This window comes from SAR86 cluster bacterium (genome assembly GCA_023703575.1).
GTDB lineage: Bacteria > Pseudomonadota > Gammaproteobacteria > Magnimaribacterales > Magnimaribacteraceae > Magnimaribacter.
On record CP097969.1, the window covers coordinates 759,713 to 771,507 of the forward strand.

9 protein-coding genes and 1 pseudogene are annotated in these 11,795 nt (G+C 34.1%); 4 read left to right on the forward strand and 6 right to left on the reverse strand.

Going from position 1 to position 11,795, the window contains the following annotated elements:
• Positions 1 to 17 precede the first annotated feature (17 nt).
• A complete protein-coding gene (locus M9C83_03860; GenBank protein URQ67341.1) occupies positions 18 to 1,241 on the forward strand; it encodes an argininosuccinate synthase in 1,224 nt (407 codons plus the stop codon).
• Here the strand turns inward: M9C83_03860 and M9C83_03865 are convergent.
• Both M9C83_03865 and metG read right to left on the reverse strand, forming a co-directional pair.
• Positions 1,238 to 2,278 (reverse strand): NAD(P)/FAD-dependent oxidoreductase, encoded by a 1,041-nt coding sequence (locus M9C83_03865; GenBank protein ID URQ67342.1) that lies wholly within the window; start codon positions 2,276 to 2,278, stop codon positions 1,238 to 1,240. The genes M9C83_03860 and M9C83_03865 overlap by 4 nt on opposite strands.
• Positions 2,278 to 4,261: pseudogene (metG, locus tag M9C83_03870) on the reverse strand (methionine--tRNA ligase). Before metG ends, M9C83_03865 begins: the two are co-directional and overlap by 1 nt.
• A gap of 67 nt (positions 4,262 to 4,328) precedes the next feature.
• Here metG and M9C83_03875 point away from each other — a divergent pair.
• Complete coding sequence (locus tag M9C83_03875; protein ID URQ67343.1) at positions 4,329 to 5,153, forward strand: Mrp/NBP35 family ATP-binding protein; 825 nt, start codon at positions 4,329 to 4,331, stop codon at positions 5,151 to 5,153.
• On the forward strand, positions 5,150 to 5,842 hold the full coding sequence (locus M9C83_03880; GenBank protein ID URQ67344.1) for a VacJ family lipoprotein: 693 nt from the start codon (positions 5,150 to 5,152) through the stop codon (positions 5,840 to 5,842). Before M9C83_03875 ends, M9C83_03880 begins: the two co-directional genes overlap by 4 nt.
• Here M9C83_03880 and M9C83_03885 read toward each other — a convergent pair.
• From M9C83_03885 to M9C83_03895, 3 genes are read right to left on the reverse strand one after another with little or no spacing between them, the layout of a single operon-like run.
• Positions 5,839 to 6,291 carry a TerB family tellurite resistance protein gene (locus M9C83_03885; protein ID URQ67345.1) on the reverse strand — a complete coding sequence of 151 codons (453 nt, stop codon included), beginning with the start codon at positions 6,289 to 6,291 and terminating at the stop codon, positions 5,839 to 5,841. The genes M9C83_03880 and M9C83_03885 overlap by 4 nt on opposite strands.
• Positions 6,288 to 7,247 (reverse strand): tRNA dihydrouridine(20/20a) synthase DusA, encoded by a 960-nt coding sequence (gene dusA, locus M9C83_03890; GenBank protein ID URQ67346.1) that lies wholly within the window; start codon positions 7,245 to 7,247, stop codon positions 6,288 to 6,290. Before dusA ends, M9C83_03885 begins: the two co-directional genes overlap by 4 nt.
• Entirely contained in the window at positions 7,247 to 8,617 is a 1,371-nt protein-coding gene (locus tag M9C83_03895; protein ID URQ67347.1) for an SLC13 family permease, read from the reverse strand. Before M9C83_03895 ends, dusA begins: the two co-directional genes overlap by 1 nt.
• Positions 8,618 to 8,681: 64 nt before the next feature.
• Between M9C83_03895 and nudC the strand changes: the two genes are divergently transcribed.
• Positions 8,682 to 9,515, forward strand: coding sequence for an NAD(+) diphosphatase (gene nudC, locus M9C83_03900; protein ID URQ67348.1), 834 nt, complete (start codon positions 8,682 to 8,684; stop codon positions 9,513 to 9,515).
• Here the strand turns inward: nudC and M9C83_03905 are convergent.
• Positions 9,512 to 11,776 carry an Rne/Rng family ribonuclease gene (locus M9C83_03905; GenBank protein URQ67349.1) on the reverse strand — a complete coding sequence of 755 codons (2,265 nt, stop codon included), beginning with the start codon at positions 11,774 to 11,776 and terminating at the stop codon, positions 9,512 to 9,514. The genes nudC and M9C83_03905 overlap by 4 nt on opposite strands.
• Positions 11,777 to 11,795 lie beyond the last annotated feature (19 nt).

The following is an 11,795-nucleotide window of genomic DNA, read 5'->3' on the forward strand; positions in this document are numbered from 1 at the left end:
ACAATACGCACCCTGTTATGACGGATAAGAAATTTAATAAAATAGTTTTAGCATATTCAGGCGGTTTAGATACTACTGTCATACTGCACTGGTTAAAAAATACCTATGATGCTGAGGTCATAGCTTTTACAGCAGATATCGGACAAGATCATGACCCTGAACAAGTCAAGGAAAGAGCAAATGCTATTGGAGCTTCAAAGATTCTTATAGAGGATTTGAAGGAAGAATTTACAAAGAATTATATTTTTCCAATGATCAAGGCAAATACATTGTACGAAGGTGAGTATCTTTTAGGAACATCAATTGCAAGGCCATTAATTAGTAAAAGGTTGATTGAAATTGCAGAAGAAGAGGGTGCAGACGCAATAGCTCATGGTGCAACTGGTAAAGGAAATGATCAAATTAGATTTGAAATTGGATCTTACTCATTAAATCCAGATATTCAAGTCATAGCTCCCTGGAGAACCTGGGACTATTCTTCAAGAGCTGACTTAGTAGATTATTGCAAAGAACATCAAATAGAAATTGATGCAAGCCCAGATGATCCTTTATATTCAACTGATGAGAATTTACTTCATACGTCTTATGAAGGAGAGATACTAGAAGACCCATCTATAAAAGCACCGGAAGAGATTTGGCAAAGAACATCCTCATTAAAAGATGCTCCAGATGAAGAAGAGACAATTTCGATAGAGTTTAGATCTGGTGAACCAATTTCAATCAATAATGTTATTAGTTCTTCTTCGGAAATCCTGTCAGAATTAAATCATCTAGCCGGAAAACATGGAATTGGTAGACTTGATCTTGTTGAAAACAGATATACGGGCATGAAGTCAAGAGGATGTTATGAAACTCCTGGAGGAACTATTCTTTTGAAAGCTCATCGTGCAATAGAATCTATAACACTAGATGCTGAAGCTGGACATTTAAAGGATGGATTAATGCCAAAATACGCTCAACTTATCTATGATGGATATTGGTGGAGTCCAGAAAGAGAAGCTCTTCAAGCCTTGATTGATAAGACTCAAGAATTCGTTTCAGGTAGTGTCAAAATGTCATTGTATAAAGGCAATATAACTATTTTAGGTAGATCTTCAGATCTAAGCCTTTATGATTCAAAAATTGTCACTTTTGAAGACGACGAAAATACTTATAATCAAGAAGATGCAACTGGGTTCATCAAGATCAATTCTCTTAGATTGAAACAGATAGCAAGAAGGAAGAAGAAAGAAGAAAGTTAATCTGCAACGCCTAGTTTCTTTTGTAACTTAGTATTGGAAGTCGTATAACCGAAAGGAACTCTTTCGCCAGGATTCGATCTTCTGAAAGCTTCTTGGACCGCTAAGGTTGTTTCATGAAATCCACAAAGAATAAGATCTAGCTTGCCAGGGTAATCATTTATATCTCCAACTGCAAAGATTCCTTTCGTTGTTGTTTCATATTTTTCTGTATCTACGGAGATTTTTTTGTTATTCATATCTATACCCCAATCAGCAATAGGGCCTAATTTTTTATTAAGACCAAATAAGAATAGAACTTCATCACATTCGATCTCTTCTATTTTCTTTGACTCAAAGTTTTTAACTAAAACCCCCTCAATTTTTTCTGTACCAACTAGATCTTCTATGACGTATGGAGTTTTCAAATCGACATTACCTGTTTCTACTAATTCTCTCATTTGAGCTTCAGTATTAGGTGCACCTCTGAACTCATCTCTTCGATGAATTAATTTTATCGATTTTGCTATATCAGCTAATTCAACTGTCCAATCTAATGCACTATCCCCACCTCCAAAAATTAGCAGATCTTTGTCTTTAAATTTCTCTTTAGATTTAACAGAGTAGGAAACACCTTTATCAAGAAAGCGGTCAGGATTATGAATATTTGGAGGCCGTCTGGGCTCAAAAGATCCGGCGCCTGCAGCTATAAAGATACTTTTAGCTTTAAATTCGTTTCCTTCAGATGTAGTTATCTTCCAAGAAGAGATATCCTCGTCTTTAATTTCTTCTAAACTCTCGACTCTTTCATTTAAGAATACATCATATTTAAAAGGTTTTATCTGTTTCAGTAATGCATCAACATGTTCTTGTGCTGTTTGATTGGGGACACCAGGTATATCATAAATTGGCTTTTCAGGATAAAGCTCACTACATTGGCCTCCTATTTTATCAAGATTGTCTATAAGGATGCATTCAAGTCCTAAGAGTCCTGCTTCGAAGACAGTAAAAAGACCAACTGGTCCTGCACCGATGATTATAATATCTGTCTCTTTAGTCATTACCTTACTTGCATACCAGGTATTGCACCTTCATCCGGTGATAAAATGAAAATTCCTTTGTCATCATCACCTGCAGCTAATATCATTCCTTCTGAAGTACCAAATCTCATTTTTCTATGTTTCAGGTTATTTACACAAACCACTAATTTATTGACCAAAACTTCTGCATCATAAGATTTTTTCATTCCAGCAAATACCGTTTTATTTCCGTAATCTCCTACATCAAGTTCTAATTTTAATAATTTATCAGCTTCTTCTACAGGTTCGGCATTGATAATTTTGGCTATTCTTAAGTCCAATTTCATAAAGTCTTCGATACTAATTTCATCCATTTTAATTTCCCATTAATTTAGCCAAATGATTGTCATCTATTCTTGTGACTATGGCTTCAAAATTATCTATTTTACAATTTAAAATAGTCTTATTTATTGAATTCCATTCTATTTTATCTTCTTTTAAGAATTTTGAACTCTTATCAACAAAACCAGGTATAACAGGTTGTAACATTATAGTTAGTATTCGAAATAAGTTTAATGAGGTAGTGCAAATCGAGTGTACCAATTGCTCATTTCCTTCTTCTTTCATAAGGACCCACGGTTGCTTTGAATCCACATATTGATTCGCTTTATCAGCCAATAACATTATTTCTTTAAGTGCTTTACTAAATTCAAGTTTTTCATAATGATCAGCTATTTTCTCTGAAGCAACTTTAAATTCTTCGATCAACTCTGGAGAATCTAATGTTTTTGAAAGATTATTATCAAAATTCTTATTTATAAATTTTGCTGATCTGCTGGCAATATTTGCATACTTATTTACTAAATCTGAGTTACATTTTTGTTTGAATTCATCCAAATTTAGATCAATATCATCGACGCCAGTACTTAGTTTGGATGCAAAGAAATATCTAAGATAGTCTGAATCTAAATTTTCGATGTAGTTTTCTGCAGATATAAAGTTACCTCTTGATTTAGACATTTTTTCGCCATTGAGTGTAAGAAAACCATGAACAAAAACTCCATTTGGAGTCTTTAGATCTGCATTTGCTAACATTGCAGGAAAAAATAACGTATGAAAGTACATTATATCTTTACCTATAAAATGGAAAACTTCCGAGACTGAATCCTTGCTCCAGAAACTTTCGAAGTCTTTTTCGCAATCTTGTTTTATTAAGTAATTTAAATGACTGGCTAAATAACCAATTGGTGCATCGAGCCAAACATAAAAATACTTATCATCGTATCCTGGTATTTTGAAACCAAAGTAGGGCCCATCCCTGCTAATGTCCCAGTCTTTTAAATCAGCATCTAACCACTCATTAAGCTTATTTCTTACTGGTTCTTGTATTTTAGATGAGTCTAGCCATTCATTAATCTCATCTTTTAATAGACTAAGTTTGAAGAACAGATGTTCTGATTCTTTAATTATTGGTTCTGTACCTGTTAGAACAGATATAGGATCTTTTAAATCTATTGCATTATATGTAGCACTGCATATCTCACAATTATCTCCATATTGACCTTCTGCTCCACAATTGGGACATGTTCCTTTGACATATCTGTCAGATAAAAACATGTTTCTTGAAGTATCAAACAGTTGGTTTATAACTTTCTTTTCTATAAGGCCCTTTGCATGCAAAGCTTTATATATTCTTTCAGAAAGAATTTTGTTTTCACTACTATGTGTTGAATGATAATTATCATGTGAAATTTTAAAATCTTCAAAAGTACTTTTATGTTCTTTATAGATCTTTTCAATTAATTCTTCAGGGCTAATAGAAAGCTCTTCTGCTTTTAACATTATAGGAGTACCGTGCGCGTCATCTGCACATACGTAAGTACATTCATTTCCATATAGTTTTTGGAATCTAACCCAAATATCAGTTTGTGTATGTTCTAATATATGGCCAAGATGTAATGGTGCATTTGCGTAAGGTAAAGCGCTCGTAACTAAAATTGATCTTTTTTCAGAATCTTGTGCCATTGTAGGGTTAGAATATTAGATAAATGTTAATTATAACCTACTTGCACGAGATCTTTTTTAACAAAATATGGCGCAATCAGATAATAAACTAAGGATTCCTGAAACTCTCAGAAAGGTTAAGAATATCGTAGGTATTTTTTCAGCTAAAGGAGGAGTTGGTAAGTCGGCTATTTCTCTCCAAATCGCTCTAGCTTTAAGGGATAAAGGATTTTCTGTAGGATTAGTTGATGCAGATATTTATGGTCCATCACAACCTATAATGCTTGGTTCATCTGCAGGTGAATTGAAGTTATCAAAAGCACAGGTTATCGAACCACTAACCAAAGAGGGTATTAAATTCATTTCGATGGGCTTAATTTCTGGTGAAAATATGCCTGTGATTTGGAGAGGTCCAATGGTAAGTGGAGCCGTTATGCAGTTACTATCTCAGACTGATTGGGGAGAATTAGATTATCTTATTGTAGATACTCCTCCTGGAACGGGAGATGTTCAATTAACCTTACTCCAAAGAATACCTTTAACTTCCTCAATAGTTGTTACAACTCCACAGAAAGTTTCAATTTCTGACTGCAAAAAAGGTATAGAAATGATTAAAAAATTAGATAAACCAATAACAGGACTTATTGAGAATATGAGTTGGTTTAAGCCTGATGATCAAGATAAAAAATATTTTTTATTTGGAAAGGGCGGTGGTAAAAAACTTTCTGAGGAATATTCTATAGATTTATTGGCTCAACTCCCTTTGGTGGAAATCTCTGAAGATTCCAATATTCAAAATCATCCACTTTTAAAAATGGAATTTGATAACATAGCAGATAAATTAGTAAATTCATTAAAAGCTCTTAAGGAAAAGAAATCATCTGGAATACCACAGATCAACATAATCAAATGAATATAATAAAGATTTGTTTTATTGGAATGATATTAATTTTAAGTGCTACTGCTGCGTCTGAAATTGATCCATTAAAGAATATTAATGAGAGAACACATGTTTTGAATCAAACTTTAGATCTTCAACTTGCTTCTCCGATCGCTAGGTTTTATAAAAGAGTAACCCCTGACTTTATAGAAATATCAATTACAAATTTCACAAGTAATATAGAAGATCTCAGCATAGCAATTAATAACATTTTACAAGGTAAGCTCACTGATGGAATTTCTGACATTACAAGATTTACAATAAATTCAACTCTTGGAATTGGTGGATTTATTGATGTTGCATCTGGACTCGGTCTTGACAAAAATGATGAAGATTTTGGTCAGACATTAGCAGTTTGGGGTATACCCGATGGTCCTTATCTAGTTCTACCAGGTTTAGGACCGAGTACAATGAGGGATACACTGGCCATGATTCCAGACGCATTTTTGACTCCTCTGTGGTTGATAGATCATGATCGTACAGCTTATTCTCTTACTGCAATTGATTTAGTTGACACTCGGGCGAGATATCTTGGTTTGGAAAGTGTTGTAATAGGTGATGAGTACCTTTTCTTTCGTGATGCTTACTTACAAAGTAGAGAATTTGAAATTCTTGATGGACAAGTCAATGATGATTTTGACGAATTTGATGATTTTAATTAATCACCCCTGACTTCTAGCTTTATATTTATGTAGTCATTGTGACTTATGTGAATTAAATCAGAAATTTTTCTTAAAAGGTGCTCCTCGTATTTGTCAAGATTTCCATCCGCATAGGCGACTTTCCAAAGATTCTTTAAAAGACTTAATTTATCATCATACTCAAATTCATCATTTACAATTCTGGTGTACCCATAAAGTGAAGTGCTTTCAGCAACAGTATTTTCTGCATCTTTTATAATTTCATCGATATCAGCTTCTTCAATAGCATAAGTCTCCATCAGTGTTATCTTCAAAGAAGTTTTTTCAGTTTCATCGAATTCTTTGTCCGCGAAGGCAATTTCAACTAATAATGCTGCACAGGCATTATTGAGTTGTGACAAATCAGATTCTTCCTCAATTTCTTCTTTATTACCAAATTTTTTTATTAATTCTTTAATTTTGTTAATCATATGGCTATTTCTGATAGAAAATTCTTATATTTGTCTATTGGATGTACTTCATTGCTTAAAGATACTAAGTACTTTCTTATATTTTTTGCACCATCAAATCCTTTAAACAATCCCATTAAATGCTTTGTTATGTGAGATATTTTAGTTCCTTTATCTACTTCAGATTTAATATACGGAAGAAGTCTATAGAGAATGTCACTACTTCGAATAGGATTCTCAGCATCGGAAAAGATCTCACTATCAACTTTGGTCAAAATAAATGGATTATCGTATGCTTCTCTACCCAACATAACACCATCCACATGTTCTAAGTGTTTTATAGATTCACTTATTGTCTTGATTCCTCCATTAATTATGATGTTGAGATCAGGAAAAGTTTCTTTGAGTTTATAGACTCTTGGGTAATTAAGAGGTGGTATTTCTCTATTATCCTTGGGACTCAATCCATTAAGCCATGCTTTTCTTGCATGAATTATGAAGGTCTCACATCCTGATGAACTGACTTCTTTTATAAATTTATCTAGGTAAACGTTTTCGTCCATATCATCGACTCCTATCCTGCACTTAACAGTAATAGGTATATTTACCGACTTTTTCATAGCATCAATACATCTAGATACTAATTTTGGTTCTTTCATCAGTACAGCACCAAATCTTCCTTTTTGTACTTTGTTGCTAGGACATCCAACATTCAGATTTACTTCTCTAAAACCAAATTCCTCAGATATCATAGATGCCTCGGCTAATGAGCTTGGATCAGATCCTCCTAATTGAATAGCTAAAGGGTGTTCTTCAGTTTTAAACTCAAGTAATTTTTTTACATCACCATTTAGAATAGCGTTCGAATGTAACATTTCAGTGTATAACAAACTTCTCTTGGTTAACAATCTGTGAAAGTATCTACAATGACGGTCTGTACGATCCATCATTGGAGCTACGCAAAATCTATGATCCATCAAGGATGGAGCGGTAGAGCATAATAATCAAAGAACAAGTACATGATTATCGTGCAAATTACCAGCGTCAATAGCATTACTGGTAAACCTTTTTTCGCCCACTTAAGAGGCGTAATTGCTAGATCAGGATTACCTGTTGTCTTCGCAAGTTTTTCCGAAACCGTAACAATGTATACATTAGCTGTAGAGCCAATGTGTGTACCATTACCGCCCATTCCAACACCTATCGCTAGACACCAGCATAAAGCAGCAATATTTACCCCAACCGATTCCAACGAAGCAATGATTGGTATCATGGCCGCAGTAAATGGAATATTGTCTATGGCTGCTGACATAACAGCTGCAACCCACATTAAAGCGATACAAGTCAACATAAAGTTCTCTTGTATAACTTCTCCACTCACAGGATCAACGATGAATGGGACAATATATTGACCTAAATATTCAAGAAATTTACTTCCCTCAACACCACCAACAAGCATGAAGAGTGCAACAAAAAACATTAGCAATGGGATTTCATGTGTCATATTTTTCATAACATCTTCAAATTCAATTTCTTTTGCAAGAATGGTTAAAAGAATCAAACCTGTTCCAGCTACCATCCACGGCTCCCAATGGATTGTGTTATGAATTATGAAAAGAACAACCATCAATCCAAGTATTGAGAGAGATTTATTCCAAAGACTCTTATCTTTATATGGAATGGTTTCTTCAAATTTCCCTTCAGGTACTATTGCTAATTCTTCTTTAAATAGGAATTTCATAAAGTACAAAGTTGCTAACCAGGCGACTAAGACAATAGGGAACATCTTATAAGCGAAGGGCATAAATGCTATGTCGAATGCAGAACCAATCATTAAATTTGGTGGATCTCCAACAAGTGTCGCTACACCTCCTGTATCTGAGAGTAAAGCTGCTGCCATCAGATATGGAATAGCACTGACTCTCATTTTTTGACATATCAATACTATCAAAGGCCCAAATATTACGACTGTAGTAACGTTATCTAATAACAGAGATATAACAGTTACTGCAGTTCCAAGTAGAGCAAGAAGCAAATACTGTCTTCCTTTTGCAATTTTTCCAATATTCCCAGCGAGAACTTCAAAGCCTCCTGTATTAATCATAATAGACACAACAGCCATCATGGCACCTAATAGAAATACAACGTTCCAATCTACTGCTTCAAATGCCGCTTCAGGTGAATAAAAACCATAGGATTGACCAACAACAAGCATGACTGCAGCTCCTGCCATCGCCACTTTAACCCTATGAAATCCATGAAGTGTTTCTGTAAAAATAAGAATAAAACTAGCTGCCAGAATTATTCCAGAAACTAGCATTCCTTGATTCATCACTATTTCGTGCATACTTTATTCTCTTTTAATTTATTTATATATTTTAAACTATTCTCTAATAGCTTAAACTTAAAATATGATTCCCGCAGATAATAATTTAGTGTTTAGACCAGAAAATATCAACACTTCGTCTGAATCGTGTATATCAATTATCTTGAGAAATCAAGAATTCTTAACATCTAAGGCATCAGAAGTCTTGTTATTTGAAGATGATGATCTTAAGTGGTCTGAAATGGAATTTTCACATCGACATTTCTTAGGTTATCTCAACAACAGACCTTGCTTTGTTAGGTGTTTAAAAGACTCTTCACCAACAGCACAAGACACTATACTAAGTCCTTTAAGAAGTCTCCTTGGAAGAATACCTGATACATTGTTCACAATTTTCTCCAGATCACTCCAGATAGACAACTGGTATATCTCTAATCAATTTTGTGGAAGTTGTGGTAAGGCTGTAAAGCCTCATGAAACTGAGCGGGCTATGATATGTGAATGTATGAATAAGCTTATATATCCAACTATTTCACCATGTATCATTGTACTAGTAACAAATGGTGAGGAACTCTTATTAGCTCATAATAAGAATTTTCCTGGTGAGTTTTACAGTACTCTAGCAGGCTTTATTGAACCTGGTGAATCCGCGGAATCAGCGATTGAGAGGGAAGTGTTTGAAGAGGTGAGTGTAAGAGTTAAAAATATTACTTATTATGGAAGTCAATCTTGGCCTTTTCCGAGTCAACTTATGCTCGGATATCATGCAGAATATGATGAAGGAATTATTAGTCCCGATGGAGTAGAAATTGATAAAGCAGGTTGGTTTAACTTTAAAGATTTACCCCAAGTTCCAACAGGAAATATTTCTATTTCAGGAAAGTTAATTGAAAGTTATATTGAAAAATTAAATGGTTAAGATTTATTTCTGGGATCATTTGAAGCTCTTCCCCAATCTTTTGCACTTTTAACCTTTTCTTTAACCTCAGTTTCTTTAACTATATCTGGTTTAGACTCCTCAGAAACTCCTGTATTCGTTTTATCCTTTTGTAAAGACTCAACTTCAACAGATTTTTCAATCCGTTTATTCTCTACCCTATGACTTTTCTTTGCTTCTTCCTTCGAAGGTTTTTGTTTGCTATCGACCTGGATATTATCAATATCTTTATCAGCAATATTTTTCTTAACATCATCCTCTTTTGGCTTCCTTGATTCTTTATTAACTAATTTACTTTGAAATTTTTCCGCATCTTGTTTATTTTGTTTGTGAGAAACTTTCTTTCCAGTCTGTGATTTTGGTTTAGAGTCTTTAGTTTGAAAATCTTTTTTATTTTCTCTAGATTTTTCTCTATTTAAATTTTTATTTTGAGGTTTTTGGATATCTTTATTTCCAAGATTAGGTTTAGATCTTCTTTTATTCTGATTATTGTTATCAGAGTTAATTTTATCTAGACGAGTGTCATTGGATCGCGAATTATTTCTATTTTGTTGTTTCCTATTTCTGTTATCTGGTCGCCTCTTATTCCTTTGATTTCTCTTACTTGATTTTGAATTTGATTTCTTATCATCTTTTGACTCAAATAAATTCAATAATTTTTTAAATAAACTTTCGCCTTTTTTTTTGGGTTTTTTTGGTGGAGTAAGATTTACTGCAGGTTTTTCAAATTTAGGTTTTTTATAAGTTTCTTTATTTGCACCATTAGCTCCAATCTCGCTTTGAATATCATAGCTTGTATTATCTTTGGTTTTCTTTCCACCGGTTTTAAGCCTACTAACTTCAAACCTATTATCAGAACGGGTAGGATCAGAGACAACTATTACTCTAGCATTAGTCCTTTCTTCAATTTCGTTTACTCTGCCTCTTCTCTCATTTAGTAAAAATGTAGACATATCAGATGAAACCACAGCTCTGACTTCTCCACTTTTCTTTTTACTTGCCTCTTCTTCGATAAGCCTAAGGACTGCTGTAGATAAACTAGCAACATCCTGTGTCCATCTCTCTTGCAGGGAAGGCCTTAGCCTTTGTCTGGACATTTCCATCAAGCCAAATCTAGATATTCTACCTACTTGAACTTTTGCTCTATCTATTGAAAGAGCTGACCATAATTTGTCTTCAACTGCACGCTTATTTTTTAGAGAAAGCATATCTATAAAGTCTATTACTACGAGACCTCCGATATCCCTCAGTCTTAGTTGCTTGCCTATCTCAACAGCAGATTCTATGTTTGTATTTAATGCTGTTTCTTCTATATCACTACCACCGGTAGCCTTTGCTGAGTTAACGTCAATTGCAACTAAGGCTTCTGTTTGGTCTATTACTATAGATCCTCCGCTTGGAAGAGAAACTTCCCTTTGATAGGCGGTTTCTATCTGACTTTCAATCTGATATCTGGTAAACAGGGGAATGGTCTCATCATATTTCTTAATCTTTTCTTCGAAGTCTGGCATTAATTTAGAAGTAAAATCGTGAGCCTTTTCAAATTCTTCATCAGTATCAATTAAAACTTCCGTAATATCATCTCGCAGAAAATCTCTTAATGAACGTGATACGAGGTCATTTTCACGAAAGATTAGGAAGGGAGCCTTTCTTTGCTGATTAGCTTCTGTAATTGCATCCCATAGATTCACTAAATAGTCTAAATCCCATCTTAATTCTTCCAAAGAAACGCCATCACCTGCAGTTCTTACTATTAAACCCATATCTTTTGGAATATTGAGTTGTTTAAGCTTATCTCTTACTTCATCTCTAGCCTTTCCTTCAATGCTTTTAGAAATTCCGCCTGCTTCAGGACTATTTGGCATTAAAACTAAATAATGACCGGGTAGAGATATAAATGTACTTATTGCAGCTCCTTTTGTTCCTCTCTCTTCTTTTTCGACTTGGATGATAATTTCATCACCTTGTGTCAAAATTTCATTAATAGGAGCTTTTTGACTTTTGCCTTTGTAAAATCCTGGATGTAGTTCTTTGATGGGTAAAAATCCATGTTTTTCTGAACCAAAATCAACAAATGCTGCACCCAAACTTTGTTCTACGCGAGATACACGTGCCTTATAGATATTTGATTTTTTTCTTTCTTGACCAACTTGTTCTATGTCGAAGTCATATATACTTTGACCATCAACAAGTGCTACGCGCAACTCTTCTGGCTGAGTTGCATTAATAAGCATTCTTTTCATTTTTTACCCTATATAGGGA

Coding starts and splice junctions, on each gene's coding strand:
- M9C83_03860 (URQ67341.1), top strand. CDS start 18: ATGACGGATAAGAAATTTAATAAAATAGTTTTAGCATATTCAGGCGGT.
- M9C83_03865 (URQ67342.1), bottom strand. CDS start 2,278: ATGACTAAAGAGACAGATATTATAATCATCGGTGCAGGACCAGTTGGT.
- M9C83_03875 (URQ67343.1), top strand. CDS start 4,329: ATGGCGCAATCAGATAATAAACTAAGGATTCCTGAAACTCTCAGAAAG.
- M9C83_03880 (URQ67344.1), top strand. CDS start 5,150: ATGAATATAATAAAGATTTGTTTTATTGGAATGATATTAATTTTAAGT.
- M9C83_03885 (URQ67345.1), bottom strand. CDS start 6,291: ATGATTAACAAAATTAAAGAATTAATAAAAAAATTTGGTAATAAAGAA.
- dusA (URQ67346.1), bottom strand. CDS start 7,247: ATGGATCATAGATTTTGCGTAGCTCCAATGATGGATCGTACAGACCGT.
- M9C83_03895 (URQ67347.1), bottom strand. CDS start 8,617: ATGCACGAAATAGTGATGAATCAAGGAATGCTAGTTTCTGGAATAATT.
- nudC (URQ67348.1), top strand. CDS start 8,682: ATGATTCCCGCAGATAATAATTTAGTGTTTAGACCAGAAAATATCAAC.
- M9C83_03905 (URQ67349.1), bottom strand. CDS start 11,776: ATGAAAAGAATGCTTATTAATGCAACTCAGCCAGAAGAGTTGCGCGTA.